General features: G+C 49.8%; 21 protein-coding genes and 1 pseudogene. 18 read left to right on the forward strand and 4 right to left on the reverse strand.

Annotation, left to right across the window (positions count from 1 at the left end; all coding sequences use genetic code 11):
• The first annotated feature begins 20 nt into the window (after positions 1–20).
• The 3 genes from AC0TN7_RS20045 to cui all read left to right on the forward strand — a co-directional run bounded on the left by AC0TN7_RS20045 (position 21) and on the right by cui (position 2093).
• Positions 21–695: a DUF1627 domain-containing protein gene (locus AC0TN7_RS20045; protein ID WP_267216697.1), complete on the forward strand. Its 675-nt coding sequence runs from the start codon at positions 21–23 to the stop codon at positions 693–695.
• A gap of 200 nt (positions 696–895) precedes the next feature.
• On the forward strand, positions 896–1156 hold the full coding sequence (locus AC0TN7_RS20050; protein WP_257246975.1) for a DUF977 family protein: 261 nt from the start codon (positions 896–898) through the stop codon (positions 1154–1156).
• 385 nt (positions 1157–1541) lie between these two features.
• Positions 1542–2093: a colicin immunity protein Cui gene (gene cui / locus AC0TN7_RS20055; RefSeq protein WP_267216696.1), complete on the forward strand. Its 552-nt coding sequence runs from the start codon at positions 1542–1544 to the stop codon at positions 2091–2093.
• A gap of 64 nt (positions 2094–2157) precedes the next feature.
• On the opposite strand, the gene AC0TN7_RS20060 is transcribed toward cui, so the two are convergent.
• The gene (locus tag AC0TN7_RS20060) at positions 2158–3483 is read right to left on the reverse strand and encodes a colicin-like pore-forming protein (RefSeq protein ID WP_267216695.1); all 1326 of its coding nucleotides are present in this window, start codon (positions 3481–3483) and stop codon (positions 2158–2160) included.
• Positions 3484–4051: 568 nt separating this feature from the next.
• Between AC0TN7_RS20060 and AC0TN7_RS20065 the strand changes: the two genes are divergently transcribed.
• The 5 genes from AC0TN7_RS20065 (at position 4052) to AC0TN7_RS20085 (ending at position 5907) form a co-directional block, all read left to right on the forward strand.
• Complete coding sequence (locus AC0TN7_RS20065) at positions 4052–4375, forward strand: hypothetical protein (RefSeq protein WP_267216694.1); 324 nt, start codon at positions 4052–4054, stop codon at positions 4373–4375.
• Between the two features lie 174 nt (positions 4376–4549).
• Entirely contained in the window at positions 4550–4768 is a 219-nt protein-coding gene (locus AC0TN7_RS20070; protein ID WP_267216693.1) for a hypothetical protein, read from the forward strand.
• A gap of 144 nt (positions 4769–4912) precedes the next feature.
• Positions 4913–5206, forward strand: a complete 294-nt coding sequence (locus AC0TN7_RS20075) for a Ref family recombination enhancement nuclease (protein ID WP_063955863.1) — start codon at positions 4913–4915, stop codon at positions 5204–5206.
• Positions 5199–5567, forward strand: coding sequence for a RusA family crossover junction endodeoxyribonuclease (locus tag AC0TN7_RS20080; protein WP_267216692.1), 369 nt, complete (start codon positions 5199–5201; stop codon positions 5565–5567). Before AC0TN7_RS20075 ends, AC0TN7_RS20080 begins: the two co-directional genes overlap by 8 nt.
• Positions 5560–5907, forward strand: coding sequence for an antiterminator Q family protein (locus AC0TN7_RS20085; protein ID WP_267216691.1), 348 nt, complete (start codon positions 5560–5562; stop codon positions 5905–5907). The genes AC0TN7_RS20080 and AC0TN7_RS20085 overlap by 8 nt, the downstream gene beginning before the upstream one ends.
• On the opposite strand, the gene AC0TN7_RS20090 is transcribed toward AC0TN7_RS20085, so the two are convergent.
• From AC0TN7_RS20090 to AC0TN7_RS20100, 3 genes are read right to left on the reverse strand one after another with little or no spacing between them, the layout of a single operon-like run.
• Positions 5896–6534: a hypothetical protein gene (locus AC0TN7_RS20090; RefSeq protein ID WP_267216690.1), complete on the reverse strand. Its 639-nt coding sequence runs from the start codon at positions 6532–6534 to the stop codon at positions 5896–5898. The genes AC0TN7_RS20085 and AC0TN7_RS20090 overlap by 12 nt on opposite strands.
• Positions 6527–6955: a hypothetical protein gene (locus tag AC0TN7_RS20095; RefSeq protein WP_090392379.1), complete on the reverse strand. Its 429-nt coding sequence runs from the start codon at positions 6953–6955 to the stop codon at positions 6527–6529. Before AC0TN7_RS20095 ends, AC0TN7_RS20090 begins: the two co-directional genes overlap by 8 nt.
• The gene (locus AC0TN7_RS20100) at positions 6952–8040 is read right to left on the reverse strand and encodes a hypothetical protein (RefSeq protein ID WP_267216689.1); all 1089 of its coding nucleotides are present in this window, start codon (positions 8038–8040) and stop codon (positions 6952–6954) included. The genes AC0TN7_RS20095 and AC0TN7_RS20100 overlap by 4 nt, the downstream gene beginning before the upstream one ends.
• 904 nt (positions 8041–8944) lie before the next feature.
• Between AC0TN7_RS20100 and AC0TN7_RS20105 the strand changes: the two genes are divergently transcribed.
• The 10 genes and pseudogenes from AC0TN7_RS20105 to AC0TN7_RS20150 all read left to right on the forward strand — a co-directional run bounded on the left by AC0TN7_RS20105 (position 8945) and on the right by AC0TN7_RS20150 (position 18746).
• Positions 8945–9247: a hypothetical protein gene (locus AC0TN7_RS20105; protein WP_267216688.1), complete on the forward strand. Its 303-nt coding sequence runs from the start codon at positions 8945–8947 to the stop codon at positions 9245–9247.
• The gene (locus AC0TN7_RS20110; RefSeq protein WP_267216687.1) at positions 9247–9783 is read left to right on the forward strand and encodes a lysozyme; all 537 of its coding nucleotides are present in this window, start codon (positions 9247–9249) and stop codon (positions 9781–9783) included. The genes AC0TN7_RS20105 and AC0TN7_RS20110 overlap by 1 nt, the downstream gene beginning before the upstream one ends.
• On the forward strand, positions 9780–10298 hold the full coding sequence (locus AC0TN7_RS20115) for a hypothetical protein (protein WP_267216686.1): 519 nt from the start codon (positions 9780–9782) through the stop codon (positions 10296–10298). The genes AC0TN7_RS20110 and AC0TN7_RS20115 overlap by 4 nt, the downstream gene beginning before the upstream one ends.
• A gap of 549 nt (positions 10299–10847) precedes the next feature.
• The gene (locus tag AC0TN7_RS20120; protein ID WP_267216685.1) at positions 10848–11771 is read left to right on the forward strand and encodes a hypothetical protein; all 924 of its coding nucleotides are present in this window, start codon (positions 10848–10850) and stop codon (positions 11769–11771) included.
• 109 nt (positions 11772–11880) lie between these two features.
• A pseudogene (locus tag AC0TN7_RS20125) lies at positions 11881–12093 on the forward strand (glycosyltransferase family 2 protein); the annotation flags it as partial.
• Between the two features lie 219 nt (positions 12094–12312).
• Positions 12313–12816 carry a DUF1441 family protein gene (locus AC0TN7_RS20130; protein WP_267216853.1) on the forward strand — a complete coding sequence of 168 codons (504 nt, stop codon included), beginning with the start codon at positions 12313–12315 and terminating at the stop codon, positions 12814–12816.
• Between the two features lie 3 nt (positions 12817–12819).
• Entirely contained in the window at positions 12820–14937 is a 2118-nt protein-coding gene (locus tag AC0TN7_RS20135) for a phage terminase large subunit family protein (protein WP_267216684.1), read from the forward strand.
• Positions 14934–15149, forward strand: coding sequence for a hypothetical protein (locus AC0TN7_RS20140; protein ID WP_267216683.1), 216 nt, complete (start codon positions 14934–14936; stop codon positions 15147–15149). Before AC0TN7_RS20135 ends, AC0TN7_RS20140 begins: the two co-directional genes overlap by 4 nt.
• 8 nt (positions 15150–15157) lie before the next feature.
• Entirely contained in the window at positions 15158–16678 is a 1521-nt protein-coding gene (locus AC0TN7_RS20145) for a phage portal protein (protein ID WP_267216682.1), read from the forward strand.
• Positions 16626–18746 (forward strand): ClpP-like prohead protease/major capsid protein fusion protein, encoded by a 2121-nt coding sequence (locus AC0TN7_RS20150; RefSeq protein ID WP_410374668.1) that lies wholly within the window; start codon positions 16626–16628, stop codon positions 18744–18746. Before AC0TN7_RS20145 ends, AC0TN7_RS20150 begins: the two co-directional genes overlap by 53 nt.
• The last annotated feature ends 39 nt before the right edge of the window (positions 18747–18785 follow it).

Raw genomic sequence — 18785 nt, forward strand, 5'->3', positions numbered from 1 at the left:
ATTTTATCAGGAGAATATTTATGGAAACCGTACTTGATGCACTGAAAGCCATGAAAAAAGCGACATATCGCGAGGTTGCTGCCCGTCTGGAAATCGAGCCCGTTGAAGCGCTGAACATGCTGCGCGAGCAGAAAGAACAGGGTTTATGTGATTTTTACGATGGGGCATGGTCTCTCGGTACCGTGAAAGAGCAGGCCAGGCAGCCGACCAAACCGCAGGCAGCGGTGCCAGCACATCAGGCTCCGCGCCTGAAAGGTGATGAACCAGCACCGGTTGATGCTGTGGCTATCCGCAAGTTGCTTGGAAAGAGCGGCGCTATGACCACTGCGGCGCTGGCTGCAGCTGTAAATCGTAATGCCCGCGGCATGGTCTCAGTAATGCTGTCTTTTGAGCGCCAGGGCGTGGTTATCAAAAATGGGAAGGGGAAGGGCGTGACATGGTCTCTGCCTGTAACCGACGAGGCCGCAGGCGTTACAGCACAAGCTGCGCAGCCAGAAAAAACAACAGCAGAAATTATTGAGACCATCCCGGCATTCACTTCCCGCCCAGATGATCTGATTATTCCGTCATCCCGTTATATCGCCGGTGAAATCCGTCGGACAAAAGCGAAGCTGTCAAACCTGCAGCGTCTGCAGGGGGCTGTTCGCGAGCTGCGCCGCCATAAGCATCTGCTGGAGGGGCTGGGGAATGACTGATTTACCGAAATGCCCTCAATGCGGCATGGCTCCTTCACTGAGGGTTCGTAGTCGGGGAATGAACTGGGGTTCGGCAGAGGTCCGCTGTTCGAACGGTTGCCCTGGCGTCCGCGCGGGATTTTCGTTCCCGCCTGATGGTGAGGCAGCGGCCCGGTTGTTGCTTCAAGAAAAATGGAAAGAGCTTGTGGGAGGAATCAACGATGCCACGACCAAAAACTCATGAAGAGCGAACGGTGATGATTAACCGGATTATCGAACTGGTGAAAGAACATGGGCGCATCACAACAAATGACGTCGTCGCGATGTTTGACCTGCATCGAACCACGGCGGAGAAGTACATTCGGATCGCAGTTCAGCGTGGAGAGCTTATCCGTTACGGTCGCTGCGGTATATTCCGTGACGGGCGGGCGATCATCGATTTTGACCTGAAGCGATTTTCGCATAGTAAGGTGGTGGCATGAGTGCATATCTTAAACCCACTGATGTCTAAATCAATGATGGGCCTAATGGTTAGAGCATGGAATAAGGAACTTAGAAACCTGGAGTTAAATATGGGCAACAAAAAAGCCGAACAGTTTTGCGCGTGAGTTAGCAGCGGTAAGCCTTGAAGTGGATAAAGATGTGCTCCATGTGGTTGAGGCTGAAATGCGCAACCAGAAAGTAGTTGCGGACAGGGGGAGAAAATCTACAGCTGGTAGATACCCAACACGCTATATTCTTGGTATGGATTAATGTTCTTGGCCATTGAACATATAAATTGAAGCACTCAACCTTCAAAAATACGTACTATCATGCAGGGATGATGTATCCTGAAAGCAGGAGCACCCTCTGATTAAGGATAAGACTATGCGCAGGATTGGAAACCGTGAAAAGCCCGACAATAGCATCATGACAAAGATAGTGATTACATTATGGATAATCACCATAATCCCCTTTATCATTCTTTTTGTCGTGTACTCTGGGAACCCGGATTCATCCTTACTGATTTACCTGTCTGAAGTAACCCGTGGCTTACCCGTGCTGCACTCTGCAAATAATCCACTTCTGAGTTCGGTTATGAATGCCTGGTGTAAAACAGCACCGTTCTGGGGTGTTGTTGCGTTTATCATTACTTATAAACATATCAAGATTAACAGGGAACAGACCATTGGTGTGATGCTCAGGATAGTTGTGCTGTTTTCAGCCCTGTATCTGCCCATCATGTACATGTTACTTCTCCACTCTGCAGAAATGACAGAATCCGGGAAGTTGTACAGGATCATGTCGCAAAATGATTACTTCCTGGTGACGTTATTTATAGCAATATACTCTGTCTGCTATACCTATACCGCTTATTATTTAGTTGTCCTTGCGGCAACCTTTAAGTCATTCCGTCAGGGACGGAAAGCTTCATTGTAATAGTTAAAGAAACTCCGAATTCCGGAATTAAAAAAGCAGGCGGAATACGCCTGCTTTTTTTACATTAATGTGCCGGGCTAATCAGCCAGTTATTGATCTTGTCAGCAAACTGGTCATCAATCAGTGATGCCGCCAGCGAAATCCCGATGATCCCCAGCACAGTGATCGCGGTGACTGGCAAGCCTGGTACCGAGGCAAGGAGCATGGACAGCGACGCAAGTATGCTCAGGGCAAAACCGGTGGCAAAGCCACTCAGCACCCAGGACTCAACTTCAAGCAGTACCGGTTTCCAGTCACCGGTATCAACTGCTACCAGAGATTTTTGTCTGAGTTTCTCGATCTTCATGATGATATCAGCAGAGGAAAAAGCTTTACCGAGGAAACCGTATTTGTAAGCCATATCCTGAGCATTCAGGTAACGCCAGGCATTCTCCAGAGCAGTTTTGTCACCAGCACTGACCTTCATTTTCGGATTGGATAGAACCCGGTTTAAGGTAGCCATTGCCGCGTCAATATTCCTGATGCGTTTCCCCTGGAAGTTTTTAATGTCCGCCGCGATTTCATTTGCCAGGCTCTGGTATTTATTACCCAGAGCTTCACTGAGATCCTTTCCTGCAGCCACAATAACATCGCTGGCCTGGGCCAGTAAGTTGCTTTCCTGGTCAAGCTTAAAATTAATAAAATCTTTTATTAATTTTTTGACTTGGTTACGGGTGGTATCCTTCGGCCCCTTCCAGTTGTTAAACTGGACGTCGATATTATTGGGATCGCCATTATTTACTGTAATATCGAAGGGCTTGCTAGGGTACACATCAAGATACAACCGGTAAGTATAAGGCCCTGTAATTTTAAGGCTTTCAACGTAACCGGAGCGGTATGCACCCGATTTAGGATCATACGTAAATAAATCGGTGATGCCTGTCGTCGCAATTTCCAGCGGAGCAGGAGCAGTCCGGTGGCCAGAGAACTGGTTCTGGTCAGCACGATAGACTCCAGTTGGAAAATCCCCGATCGACAGTGTAGTGCCCGAAGCATCAACGCCCATTACCAGCCCGCTCAGACCAATCGCTACGGCTTGATCTGCATTTAACTCAGTGACTGATATCGACATGACCCCGGATTTTGAAATGCTCTGGATCGTGAGTTTCGCATAGGGATTAATCCGGCGAGCGGCGAGGATCATATCTGCCAGCTTCTGACGGATGGCGGGGTTGTTTCTTATTGTATTAATCTGCCGTTGCTCAGCCGTCCCTTGGTTAACGGTGCTGTTGCTGCCTCCGTTATCATGGTTCCCCGAGTTTCCGGTTGAACCCCCTCCAGGCGGTGTGCTCCCCCTTTCTTTGCTCCAACTGGTTCCATCACCATAACCACCATAATTAAATCCAGGCATAATTTGATTCCTCTTTGACGGTAAAATTTAAAAAATAACTGTATATATAAACATGTAAATATATACAGTTCGTGAATACTACGCCGCAGTTTTTCAAGTGTCAATGGCAGATTTTTGGGTGTAACTGGAAGGAAAATATTCTGCTATGCTACTGATAGGGAAGCAGTTTATAAAAATAGATGACTTATATAAAATCCTCACTAGCGTTTGTGTTTTCCTTGTTAACGAAGTTGCCGATGCACGTCACTTGCGCACCTCAAACGCCATGAGTGAGGCTATCTCTGAAGCTTACATTGATGGCTGTGAAGGAAGGATGTGAGTAGCAATAACAGAACATTTCGGTACCAGTTTCTACATTACATTCACGAACACACCTGGTTGTAGTTCATTAACGCAAAGTTTTAGTTAGAGATGATTTTGTATTGTTCCTCTTAAGTTAGAGAATGGTGTTTAGTGCTTTTTTATTAACCACTTACCCGCGTGTGCGGGTTTTTTTGACCCAAATTCTTGACCCTCATTTTTTTAGTGATACTGTATAAATATACAGTTAAGTGCTAAGGGGGTTATCATGGGATTTCAATCACCAGCATTAGACCTCGCTGAGCAGATTCTCACTATTACCAACCTTTACGGTAATGACGACAACTGCCGAACCATCGAAACATCAGCTGGATACGTGATAATAAACATTGCCAGAGAGCCGAAGATAGGTGACACCATCTTAATTGCGTACTGCGGTAGTCTGGACTTCGCAAAAGTTCAGGGGAGGGCATTAATAACTCAGGATGGCGAGGCTATAGAGGGTGATTCACTTGATGACGCGACCATAATGGGAGTTGTGACGTACTTTCTGAATCGAGTGACAGATACCGATGATCGGCCTGTGATTTAAAAAGCCGGACCTGAGTACTGTGTTTTGAAAGCAGATCGGTTAGACAGGTCAATTATGGTTAATTGATCTTTCTAACCTATTAGAAATCTGGTTAGCGGAAACCTAAATGAAATCAGTTCACAGGGAGAAAAGGACCGCCCCCGCAAGGGGAAATCCATTTTTAGGGAATTGCCCATGAAATTGAATGAATTTGCTGCCGGTCTCACCAAAGACGGAATGCTTGTTTTATGTCTTACTGATGGTGAAATAACAGACTACCTGGTTACCAGCAAGACATTACGCACACTGATTCGCCGGGAAGGAAGCGGGCTTTCAGCCCAGATTCTGGACGATGAAGATCGGATTATCAATTTGAACTCCCTGCCAGAAGCACTTAAGGTTCTCAAGCAGTAGGTGTTGATTTATAATAATCAAACGGGCTGAACACCCACTGATTACTGCGCCAACCTGAGGAATCAAAATGGCGCAGAGCATTACCCCAAATAACCATCACCGCACGATTACGCGCGGTGTTTCTGCTTGTGCTGGTGGTCCAGCATGAAGAAAGCAGATAGCCTCCATCTTTCGCGTGTGGCCACACTGGGCTGCATCGTGTGCAGAAACCAGAACCTGGGCGAAACGCCTGCGGAAATCCACCACATCCGAACCGGACAGGGCACAAGCCAGCGCGCTGACCACCGAAAATCAATTCCCCTGTGCCATATGCATCATCGCAACGGCGGTTATGGTATGGCGATTCATGCTGGCCGTAAGCAATGGGAGAAAAACTTCGGTACCGAGTTGCAGCTGCTGGAGCAGGTCCAGTTAGAGCTGGGGGTGTTCTATGCCTAAATACCTCATCACTCCTGTCGGAAAACCCCGCATGACCCGCTCTGATAAGTGGAAACAGCGTCCGCCGGTGATGCGCTATCGAATGTTTTGCGATGAAGCCCGCCTGCATGGAATCCGGGTTCCGGAGAACGGCGCCCATATCACCTTCGTTTTGCCGATGCCGCAGAGCTGGAGCAAGAAAAAGCGCGCGGCTATGGACGGCCAGCCCCACCAGCAAAAGCCCGATCTGGACAACTTAACGAAATCACTGTTGGACGCCTTGTTTGAGGATGATTCCCACATTTGGGACGCCCGGACATCAAAAATATGGGGCGAAACCGGAATGATAATTATCGAAAACATTGGAGAAAAAAATGCGTGACATGTACGAGGTAATGGACCGCTGGGGAGCCTGGGCTGCAGCTGATAGTAGTGGAGTCGACTGGCAACCAATAGCTGCTGGTTTTAAAGGTCTACTGACGCACGGTAAGAAGTCACGCCTGCAATGTGACGATGATGAGGGAATTTTAATTGATGGCTGTGTCGCACGTCTCAGGAAGTATAAGCCAGAAGAATATGAACTGATTATTGCTCACTTTGTTATTGGTATCTCGCTACGTGCTATAGCGAAGAAGAGGAAATGTTCAGATGGGACAATAAGGAAAGAATTACAGACAGCTCTTGGATTTATTGATGGGTGTCTTGCAATGCTACTTTTCTAATTTTTTACCAGTATAATGATACAAGGACACCCCCATATGTCTGACATAGTATGGTAGATCTGTTGCGGGGTGTTTAGATACTGACTTAAAACGAAGTGGAGTAGTCTCTGCCTCCAGAGAAACATCATGAACATTCGCAGAGAGATAGTTTTTCCAGTCGTTAAATTTAACAGAAGATTTATCTGCTTTAATATAAATCAGCATTCCTCCATGGTCATCTCGGTATGTACCTGTACCATATCGCTCAGTAAGCTGTATCCACCCATCATGGATATATTTTGGGCCATCCCATAGTTTAGCTTCACCGATCCATTCGAATTTACCACGTTGATGTTTCACTAAAATATCAACGTGCCCACCATGTTGTGTATCATGCTCAGCATCGTATAGGCGACCTTTTAAAAATGTTATAATACAGGAGGTTAGTTCATCTTCCCCCCATTTTTTATCTTGGTAAAAATGTTTGTTGTTTTCTAAATCCTGAATGGCATCATCTAAATCAATATATAACTGATTAACAAAAATTTCTTTTGTGGCTGCAAGTTTTCTTTGAATCATTCCACGAAAATCTGAATCGAATTTCATTAATGATTCAATATCAGCTAGGCTGAAATCATGTTCAACCATGGAGGGATTCCAAAAAATTGGACGGAGTGAAATAGGGGTAAAGATATTGGTTGAAATCATCGACCAACTCACCCGTTTCAGGGTGGTAAAATTTACCCGTATCTAAAGCATGTGAAATTAAGTCATCATCTACAGCCATTGGCTCTTCCAATGTATCATCAATATACTGAAAGTGCATATTCAAAAGATGAGCTTTATAACTCGAAAAATAATCGGCAGCCTTAATTATAAGCACATATTCTTCCGGTGTGGTTATATCAAGCCCAGTACCATTAATTAGGGTTTTATAAGTAAAATGTTTTACCTTGCGAGCATCCTCACTTGTTAAAAAGAGAAAAAGCGTGCGACAAACATAACGAGCAGGATCTTTAAAATCCTGTTCGATCTGCCTAAAAATGTCGCACATCTCTATCTTTTTCATTTTACTCCTGCTTGCTTTGCCTTTTTAGCTTCACAAGATTTAACCGATTCCAGAATTCTTTCAACAATAAAAACAATGGAGTCAATATTGTTGCAATTGCTGGCAATAGCTTCATACAACCGCTGTTTTGGGTTGTCAAGCATTGTACGCTTGCCGGGTAATGTTAGTTCGACAGACAAGATTTGTGAAGCGCTTTGCTTAAGATCCCAAATCTTACCCAGCTTAAACTTTGTGAGAATCGGACTGGCAGCTTCACCTCCATGGTGATAACTGTCACGTCGCAAACACTGTTGGCTAGGCTTTAGCTTTAATGAGCTTGTGTTGCCATCGGCTGTGATGAACGAAACGTGAGAAACACGACCATCAATCTTTTCGTATAAATCCTGTATGGAGCCAAAAAGTTCTATGGGTTTGTTCAAATTTATTCCGGCATGCTCCTTCACGAATTTATGTACTAAATGCTGTTGATATTGGGATTCTGAGCGAGGCAAAACTGACAAATCAACCGTCTGTATGAGTAACTTTTCGGATGGAAGGAGCATTACGCTGTTAAAACACTGTGTTACTTGTCGAGTTTTGCATTTTATCTCCCCTCCGTTGGCGCGCAACTCCATTCCTGCATCGCTAAGATGGGTCTGATCAAGCTCAATAACCTCAGTGTAGTATGCTTTGGAAACCAGAACTGCAGTTTCAATTTGCTTTTCATTGATGATATCGAGTTTTAACTCAGCAAAATGTATGTCGGTATCCGCGGCCAAAAGCTCTTCTTTTGAAAGAGGAGCCGGATAGGCTTTAAGAAAGCTACTTTCGTCTTTTTTTAACAAGGTAAAAGCTGACTGAATCTTTGCGACATCGTTATCCTCAAGACGGTACATAGTAAGCAATCTTGTGCCGCTGAAGATCAGGCCCTTCCAAAATTCATCAATCACTAATTTCAGTGCAGCATCCTGTTGGACCGCATGATTCATACGTTCAATGAATGGCGCTAAACCAGCCGCTGTAATGCCTAAGGAAGAGCCGAGCAATTTCCTTGTGTTTCTCCAGCCAAACCTTGAATTGATGTTTCTGACAGTTTGCTCAAGCATTAATTACACCTTAATCATATTAAAATATGGCTAAAACCCTCTAGTTACTGAGTCTACACAAAATACTAACGCGTACGCAAAAACTATCGTAAGCTGTTAAGAGTAGTCTCTTCGAAATCGGCTTAAACACCTCTTTCTACTCCCAAAAAGCGATCTCTATCAAAGATATATCCTCAGTACTTTGCTATTGCTGTTCTTCAGCTAACGCAAGGAGGAGCTGTATGGGTATTTGTGCTGCCTGTGAATGTTCTTTGAACGATTCACAAGAAGCTGTGTATAAAGGTGTAGATTGTAAGTCTTGCCCAAAATGCTCAGCAGATGCTGGAGTTCATGTGTTTTATAAAACTGAAGACTTTGGGTACAGGGATATGGGCGATGGTAGGCATATCGTTCAATCATGGTGTCCTTCTTGTCGTTCTGGAGAAAACCCATCTATTCCTGAAGCGTTCAGATGTAAGTGACGATAATAATTTTTACAAGGCTGCCATTAGGTGGCCTTTTTTTGTTCCCCCTCATTCTGAGAGGACTCGCGGCAGTAAGAGGGAGCTAAAAGTCCGATCCCGACTATTGAAGCGACAGGTAGTCTTTTATTCGCTCATTTGAGCACAAAAAAGTGCGGAGAACGACATCACTCCTCTCCGCAATAACGACTCCATCTCATGCCCGTTTGTCTTTCTTTTATCCACAAAGAGGTAAAGCCATGACTTAGGGAAATGGTAACATCTAAAAACTATTTGAAAAGTTAATTATTTTTTGCATCAGTTGGCTTTTCTTAAGGATTGTTTAATTTATTGCACTCCTTAGGGGAAAGAAGCTCCGGAAAGTATCAAACACTACAAGGCCGCCGTTTGGCGGTCTTTTTTATTTCTAGTAACAGCACCCGCACACAGCGAGGTGAGAGACCATGAAAATGAATGATTCAGGGAACATCTTCACGCAGTTCTTCGCGTGGGTAGCAGCTCTGGCTTCTGCCATTGGATTTACCACTCAGGATCTGGTGTTCATGTTCTTTGGCGCTGCTGGTTTGCTTATCTCGCTTGCCTCCTACATCAACGGGCGTGTAGATGCACACCGCAGGCGTAAAGAGGATGAGAAGCGAACAAAAATGGTCAATGACTATCTGAAAGGCGTTGGTGACAAACCCCTTCACGAACGTCCCGCAACTGCAAGCGTGGTCGTTGAGGCATTACAAAAGGAAGGTGACTGATGGGAACCAGAGCAAAATTGAGTGCTGCTGTCTTGGGGCTGGTACTCGCTGGTGCGCCAGCATCCGTCATTCTCGATCAGTTTCTGAATGAAAAAGAGGGTAACAGCCTCACGGCGTACAAAGATGGCGGTGGTATCTGGACTATTTGCCGCGGCGCCACGACGGTTGATGGTAAACCGGTTGTGCAGGGCATGAAATTGACACAGGCCAAATGCAATCAGGTGAACGCCATCGAACGCAATAAGGCTCTGGCGTGGGTTAACCGCAATATTACGGTACCGCTTACCGAACCGCAGAAAGCCGGTATCGCATCTTTCTGCCCGTACAACATAGGGCCGGGTAAATGCTTCCCGTCCACGTTCTATAAGCGCATCAATGCTGGTGACCGGAAAGGGGCCTGTGAAGCTATTCGCTGGTGGATTAAAGACGGTGGCCGTGATTGCCGATTAACCAAAGGCCAGAAGAATGGCTGCTATGGGCAGGTCGAGCGGCGCGATCAAGAAAGTGCGCTGGCATGCTGGGGGCTGGACCAATGAAAATTAATCCAGGTCTTATCGGCGTTGTCGTTATTGCTGTCCTTTCGGTCGCCCTCGTTAAGAGTTGCTCGGACGCCAGTAACCTTCAGAGCGATAACGACGTTCTGCGAAGTGACAACTCTTTGCAGGGGCAGGTGATCGCCACCCAGGCATTCAACTTCAATCGGTTCAATCAGGTTGCAGAACATGCCAATAAGCTTAACTCCCTGATCGACACCAGCACCGAAGAAACCGTAATCGAATACCGGGAGATTCTCCGCCGTGAAAAAACCTGTGATCTGCCTGTTCCTGCTGATGTCGCTGGTGGGCTGCTCAAATACGCGCACCGTTTACGTGCCAGCGCCATGCACACCGATACCAGCAGACCTGACGCAGCCGATGATCGTTCCGCTGCCGCCAGCTCAATGACGTACTGCCAGGCAGTCTTATGGATTAAGCCTCTACTGGCCGTGATTGAGAAGGGCAATAATAACTTCGCAGGTATAAGGCAGATAGAGCTGGAAAGGAAAAACTAGGGATGGCTCGTCCTTGAGCACACGGGTATTTCTGAACGACGGCTTTACCTGACATAGCAAAGCACCTTTAAATTCTAGAAAAGACTTAATATTTAACAAGCGAAGCGCATCAATCCGAAAAAAAGCCCCCACGAGGAGGGCTACCGGAGTCTCAGTTTCACATGCTCTTTTTATCGATGTTTCCCTGGAGTTGGCATTCTCCGCATCAGAGTCTTGGATATCCTGGCATGGACCCAGAGATCAACAAGCGTAAGCGGAAAGGATTAAGATTTAACTTAGGTAGATAGATTGGTGTTAGGTGCTAGGTTATCTATCTGTTCACGATATCGATGTTCAGGACCGCCAGACGAAGAAAGACATCCTGGCGCATAACAAAGCGTGGCAGACGAACTGTAGAAGAGAAAAAACAATAAAAGTTTTGAAATTTTAATTATGGAGTTAAGATAAAACCCCTATTATCAGTTTGATGTTCTTTTAAAGGTTATATTATAATCTTGCATCTTATAATAAATTGCCCTAACATCTCCTTAATTCTTAAGGAGATGTTTAATGATATATCGATTCTATAGGCGTGACGCAATTAAAACTGGAGAGTATTACTTCTCTGTTTTATGTCATGGATGCGGCCAATATATTTACGTTTTGGACGATCCTAGTAAAGGAAAGGCAGATAATCCTTTTGTAGGTGATGGTAAACTATCAATTCCATGTAATAGATGTAGCCATGACGACATATATGAACTTACAGAAATAAAAAGTATTCCTTCTACTGAAGACCTAGCTTCAACTTATCCATCTAGGGCTACAATTTCGAAATCTTCAAGAAAACCACTCATCAGAAGCTATCCTTATGCGAAGGTAACGATGGGTGTTGGTTATATTGAAGACCGGCCTAAAGCGGCTGCACTCGTAGGGAAAATAATTACTTCTTGGGCAGATATTGAAGTTCAATGCGCAAGGTTACTTTCTGTATTAATGAATACTGCTATACCAGAATCTGCTGCAGTGTTTGGATCATTAAGGAACAGTCGCTCACAATCTGATGCTTTAATTGCTGTAGCTGAAATTTCATTAAGTCAAAAAGATTTAGAGCTATTTAACGCTTTCCTCAAGAGAAAAGCTGCATTGGAGAAGGAAAGAAATGACTTGGCGCATGGATGCTTTGGGGTATCTGTAAGTATTCCTGAACATATTGTTTGGGTATCACAGTCAGATTTTCTTAATTTTTCAATAGCGCATGCCGCTGGTATTGATGGTGTTAAATTCAAAGAAAAATTATTCGTATATGAACTTGGAACTCTTGAAAGAATAGCTATGGAAATTAGTGAGTTCCATGCCCAGTTAGGTTATTTAGTGGGCCATATAAGAGCAAGTAAAGAAGGTAGAGTGGATTTTTGTAAAGAAAACTATCAAGTGCTTATTACGCTACCATTCATTAAGGAATTTATTCAGTCCCCCAAAAGGGAAAAATGATTTATGTTAGCCTCACCACCTTGGTGGGGTTTTGTTTTTTTAGGAATACCATTTCGGGAAAATATATAAACAAGTCTATAAAAACCAATGCATTCATCAGAGGTTAATAATGCATGTCACTATTGATGGTGTCCAGTATGCACCTGCCTGCACCATTTCATCGCGGATTGGCATTGCAATAACGACACACCAGCGCGCCGACGTTCTGAAACGAACGCTCGAACAGCACATGACGCACCTACCAGCCGGTACGCTGGTGGTGGTTGTAGATGATGGCTCGAAACCGGCCGCGGTAGGACCTGACGGCGTGCAGCTGCTTCGAAGAACGGTAGCCTGACCATGCGGACGTACTGCAGTAATTGAAAATTACTCTCATTTAAAAAGGTACTCCTGGCGATCCTGAACACCGAGGGGGCGACGACACGCGGAAAACGGCTAGTTTTTTGCATTTTATGGGTTTCATCATCATCCGTTTAACCTCTTGATATTTCAGTCCTGAGCATTTGCAGGATGTCGAAATGACTATTTTTTGTTCACCATCATGGATAACGAACTGAAAAATTTACGGCTGAATATCACTCAGCTGGCAGCCATTACCGATCTGCACCGCCAGACGGTCGCAGGCAAGCTGTCAAATGTGCAACCCGCACCCGGCAGCAATCCGAAACTCAAGCTTTATGCCGTCACCGATATTTTGCGAGAGCTGCTGACAAGCACCACACCGTCCGAGCTGGTGGACGTCGACAAAATGCTTCCCCCGGATCGTAAAGCCTGGTTTCAGTCGGAGCGTGAACGGCTCAAGTTTCAGCAGGAAACAGGGGAACTTATCCCCGCGTCAGAAGTGACCAGAGAATTTTCCTCCATGGCAAAAGCGATGGTTCAGGTGCTGGAGACGTTACCCGACATTCTTGAACGAGACTGCGCCATGACCCCTTCTGCAGTTGTCAGGGTGCAGCAGGTTATTGACGATCTGCGCGACCAGATAGCCCTCAAAGTTGAGCAGGCCGACTCACCGGAACAGGAGGATATGCCAGAAGAGGAGTAAATCATGCGACAGGCCACGGCAGCGGAAGTCAGGCGTAACGCTTCCGTCATTCTCAAAGCCCCGCGCCGTATGCCTGTGGCTGAGGCGGTTCAAAAATTTATGCGCGTACCTATGGGAGCCGGTAACTCGGTACCCTGGGACCCTGCTGTCGCTCCCTATGTGATCGAGCCGATGAACTGCCTCGCGATGCGTGAATACGATGCGGTGGTGTTTGTTGGTCCGGCACGAACGGGGAAAACGATCGGTCTGGTGGATGGCTGGGTTGTATACAACATTGTCTGCGATCCGTCCGATATGCTCGTCGTTCAGATGACCGAAGAGAAAGCCCGCGAGCATTCAAAAAAGCGACTGGCCCGAACCTTCCGTGTCAGTCCCGAAGTGGCGAAACGCCTGAGCCCGTTGCGAAACGATAACAACGTGCATGATCGTACTTTTCTGGCGGGGAACTACCTCAAGATTGGCTGGCCTTCCATCAACATTATGTCCTCGTCAGATTTCAAATGTGTAGCGCTGACGGATTATGACCGCTTCCCTGAGGACATCGATGGTGAGGGTGACGGTTTTACCCTGGCCTCCAAACGTACCACGACGTTTATGTCCGCCGGGATGACCCTGGTGGAATGTTCGCCAGGCCGGGACATTCGCGACAGCAAATGGCGCCGCAAGTCTCCTCATGAAGCGCCACCAACAACAGGCGCGCTTTCTCTGTACAACCGTGGCGATCGCCGTCGCTGGTACTGGCCGTGCCCGCATTGCGGTGAATATTTCCAGCCGGCGATGGAAGCGATGACTGGCTACCGCGATGAACCGGATCCGGTAAAAGCCAGTGAGTCGGCTCATCTGCTTTGTCCGCACTGTAACAACGTTATCTCCGCAGATAAAAAGCGCGAGCTTAACGGAGTGGGTGTCTGGCTGCGTGAAGGTCAGCGTATTGACCGTGACGGCAATATTTCCGGTGAGCCACGCCGTTCGCGCATTGCGTCGTTCTGGATGGAAGGACCCGCAGCCGCGTATCAGACCTGGGCGCAGCTGGTGTACAAGCTGCTGACAGCTGAGCAGGAGTATGAGGCCACTGGTAGTGAAGAAACCCTCAAGGCGGTGATCAATACCGACTGGGGTCTGCCGTACCTGCCGCGCGCAGCCAGCGAACAGCGGCGCGCCGATGTGCTGATGCAGCGGGCGGAGGATTACGGTAAACGCCTGGTCCCGCCTAAGGTGCGTTTCCTGCTGGCGGCCGTGGACGTCCAGGGCGGCAAAAAGCGGCGTTTCGTCGTGCAGATTATCGGTTATGGCGAAAACGGTGAACGCTGGCTGGTGGACCGTTACAACATCCGCCAGTCGCTGCGCTGTAATGAGCATGGCGAAGCGGAGCCTGTTCACCCCGGCGCGTATCCGGAGGACTGGCAGCTGCTGGTCTCCGATGTGCTGGAAAAAACCTACACGCTACAGTCTGACCCGGCGCAGCGTATGCCGGTGCTGGCGATGGCCGTCGACAGCGGCGGTGAAGACGGCGTGACGGACAACGCCTATAAATTCTGGCGCCAGTGCCGGCGCGATGGCCTGGGTAAACGTGTTTACCTGGTTAAGGGCGACAGCATAAAGCGCCAGAAAATCATCACCAAAACCCACCCGAACAATACCGAACGCAGCGACCGTCGCGCCGACGCGCGCGGTGAGGTGCCGGTGTATCTGCTGCAGACCGACCTGCTCAAGGACCAGCTCAGCAACAACCTCGATCGCGAAACGCCAGGTGCGGGATATATCCATTTCCCCGACTGGCTGGGGGAGTGGTTCTACGAGGAACTGACCTATGAAGAGCGCGGCGTGGACGGCAAATGGCGAAAACCCGGTAAGGGCGCCAACGAAGCCTTTGACCTGTTCTGCTATGCCCACGCCGTGGCGGTCCTGCGCGGCTACGAAAAAATCCGTGACTGGGAAAAGCCGCCGGCATGGGCTGAGCCGCAGGATCTGAATCCAAATATTCATGAAGGGGAACGCCCCCGGGAGATAACCGTGAAAAAAACAAAGCCCGTTCAGACGCCTGTTAAGGCTGAGCCTGAAAAGGGTACCGAACTGTCCGGCAACTGGCTGGGATCTTCCGGCAAGGGAGGCTGGCTGTGACGAAAGACGATATCTGGAGAACGCTGCTGATGGTGCGTCAGGCCTACCAGGATTCGCTGGATGGCAAGAGTATCTCCTTTACAGGCGTAAACGGTCGCGCCATTACCAACCACGATCCGAAAGCGTTGCGCGAAGAGCTTGATTACTGGGAGCGGCGCTGGCGGGCGGTCAACTGCCGCGGCGGTTCGTACAAACTCGCTAACTTTCTGTAAGGCGTTCTATGGGCATTCTTGAAAGAACACTGGGAGCGATTTCCCCCGGGTGGGCTGCGGCGCGCGCGAGGGACAGACTCCGGCTTAATGCGTATGAAGCGGCAAACCCGTCAAGGCTGCATAAGGCCAAAAAGCAAAGCCAGTCAGCGGATACCTCGGTATTTGCGGCGGGTCAGTCCCTGCGGGAGCAGGCCCGGTGGCTCGACGAAAACCACGACCTGGTGATCGGGCTGTTCGACAAAATGGAAGACCGGGTGATTGGTGCCCACGGCATCCATGTTGAGCCTCAGCCTCTCGATCTGGAGGGAAACCTCCATTCAGATTTCGCCGGGCAGCTCTCGGCGCTCTGGGCGGAGTGGTCCGTGCGTCCTGAGGTGACCGGCATGTTTACCCGCCCGGAGGCTGAACGTCTGCTTTTACGGTCTGCACTGCGCGACGGTGAAGTGTTCACGCAACTGGTCAGGGGAAACGTACCCGGCCTGCAGCACGCCACCTCCGTACCGTTCTCGCTGGAAATGCTGGAGGCGGATTTTGTGCCGTTCAACCTGAACAGCACCTCAGGTAAGCAGGTTCGCCAGGGCATTATTGTGAACGACTGGGGGCGCCCTGTCGGGTACCGGGTTTATAAATACCACCCGGCAAACATGACGCGGTTCAGCGCCGAACTCAAAACCGTCTCCGCTGACAACATGCTTCACCTGGCGCAGCGCAAGCGCCTGCACCAGCTGCGCGGTATCAGCCTGATCCACGGTGTGATCACCCGCCTTTCGGACATCAAGGATTATGAAGAGAGCGAGCGCGTGGCCGCCCGTATTGCCGCCGCGCTGGGGTTCTATATCAAGCGCGGCGATGCGCAGTCTCTTGGCGATGACGGTGAGTTTTCAACGCCCGGGGGTCAGCGTCACTACGATATCGCGCCGGGTATGATTTACGACGAACTCCGCCCCGGCGAAGACCTTGGCATGGTGGAGTCAAACCGCCCGAACGTTCACCTCTACGAGTTCAGAAACGGGCAGATGCGGGCCGTGGCCGCGGGTACACGCGGCAGTTATTCCAGCATTGCCCGGGACTATAACGGCACCTACAGCTCCCAGCGTCAGGAGCTGGTGGAAAGCTTCGAAGGTTACAACGTCCTGCAGCAGTGGTTTGTGGGTCAGCACAGTCGGCCCGTTTACCGCGCATGGCTGGCGATGGCGTTACTGAGCGGCATCAAAGTCCCGACGGATGTGGATCCGAATTCTCTCTATAACGCGCTTTATCTCGGGCCGGTGATGCCCTGGATTGATCCGGGTAAAGAGGCCAACGCGTGGAAAGCGATTGTGCGTGGTGGCGCGGGTACTGAAGCGGAATGGGCGAGGGCCAGGGGAAAAAACCCTCAGGAGGTTAAGCGCCAGCGACTGCGTGAAACTGAATTTAACCGTAAACACGGGCTGGTGTTTGATTCCGACGCCGCCAATGACAAAGGAGCGATGCCAGATGCAACGGCAAAACCAGACGATACCCGGCGTGAGCCGGACGATGATGATTAACCCCCGCGCCAGCCTGGCGGGTGTCGATGCGGCAAACGGCCAGTGCTGGTATGAAATCCGCGCGCTGGCTGCCGGACGGGTCGAAATCTTCCTTTATGACGTGATCGGCGGCTGGGGCATCACTGCCCAGCAGTTCGTCTCTGACTGTAAGGAGGCGGGGGTGTTTGAGGCCAGCGCGGTGGATTTGCATATCCACAGCCCGGGTGGCGATGTCATGCAGGGATTTGCCATCTACAACACCCTGTCGCGGCTGAAAGCAAAGATGGATATCTGGGTGGATGGCGTGGCGGCCAGTATGGCCTCGATGATTGTCTGCCTGCCCGGCGCCACGGTGCACATGCCGGAGAACGCCTGGATTATGGTGCATAAACCGTGGGGCGGCATTGCCGGTGACTCTGACGACATGCGCGACTATGCCGCCTGGCTTGACCGGAATGAAGCCCTGATGCTCAGCGCCTACATGAACAAAACCGGACTGGGACAGGAGGAGCTGGAAGCGATGCTAAAAGCAGAGACCTGGCTTAACGGTGCCGAAGCGGTGGAAAAAGGTTTCGCCGACACGCTTGAACCTGAACTGCAGGCCGCGGCCTGTGTGAATGAAAATAAACTGAAGGATTACCAGAACATGCCAGAACAGATTAAATCCCTTTTTGCGCCGCGCGCCGAAGCTCCGGTGAATCAGCCACAGCAGCCTGCCCCTGTACAGCAGCCCGCGCAGGTACAGGCAAACCTGAACCCGCCAGCGCCACAACAGCCCGCGCCGCAGATGACAAACATCGATATCACCGCGCTGGCCCAGCAGCTGCAGCAGCAGATGCAGACGGCGAACGCGGAGCGCGTGAATACCGTCTCAGCCGTGTTTGAGGCGTTCCCGGCCTTCGCGACGCTGAAGGCGGAATGTCTTGCCGACTTCACCTGCAACGCCGAAAAGGCCCGTGACAAACTGCTGCAGGCGCTGGCGGCGGGTACCACCCCGAGCGCCGGTCCGGGGGCCATTCACCTCCACGCCGGCAACGGTAATCTGGTCGGTGACTCCATCCGTGCGGCTATCATGACCCGTGCGGGTTATGCGCAGGCCGAAAAAGATAACGCCTACAACGGCTATACCCTGCGTGAGCTGGCGCGTGCCTCCCTGGTGGATCGTGGAATTGGCATTTCTGGTCATGCGGCGCCGCTGGCGATGGTCGGACTGGCGTTCACCCACAGCAGCAGCGATTTCGGCAATATCCTGATGGATGTGGCGCATAAAGCCGCGCTGATGGGCTGGGATGAGGCCAGCGAAACCTTTGACCAGTGGACCCGCAAGGGCACGCTGACCGATTTCAAAACCGCGCACCGCGTCGGCCTGGAAGCCTTCCCGACCCTGCGTAAGGTGCGCGCCGGGGCGGAATATAAGTATGTCACGCTGAAGGATCGCGGGGAACCTATTGCCCTGGCAACTTATGGCGAACTGTTCAGCCTTGACCGACAGACCATCATCAACGATGACCTGGACATGCTGACCCGCATTCCGATGGCGATGGGCGGCGCGGCGCGCGCCACCATCGGTGATCTGGTATGGGCGGTGCTGACCAGCAACCCGAAAATGTCGGACGGCAAGCCGCTGTTCCATGCCGATCACGGAAACCTGGTGGCAGCTGACCTGAGTATCGAAGGGCTGGATTCCGCACGTCAGGCGATGCTGCTGCAGAAATCCGGCGATCGCCGCCTGAACATTCGCCCGGCCTTTATGCTGACGCCGGTGGCGATTGAGTCACGCGCGAATCAGTTGATCAAATCGGCCAGCGTGCCAGGTGCGGATGCCAACAGCGGCATTTCCAACCCGATCCAGAACTTCGCCACGGTACTGTCTGAGGCGCGACTGGATGACAGCAGCCCGACCGATTATTACCTGGCAGCCGCGAAGGGGCGCGACACCATTGAGGTGGCCTATCTCGACGGCATCGACACCCCGTATCTGGAGCAGCAGCAGGGCTTCACCGTTGACGGTGCCGCCTTCAAGGTGCGCATCGATGCCGGGGTGGCCGCGCTTGATCACCGCGGCATGGTGAAAGTGACCAAAAAATAACAACCGTCTTCTGACGGTTTTTTTATATCCGGGGGCGGC

The sequence above is a fragment of the Enterobacter sp. PL_is511 genome, from assembly GCF_055816065.1.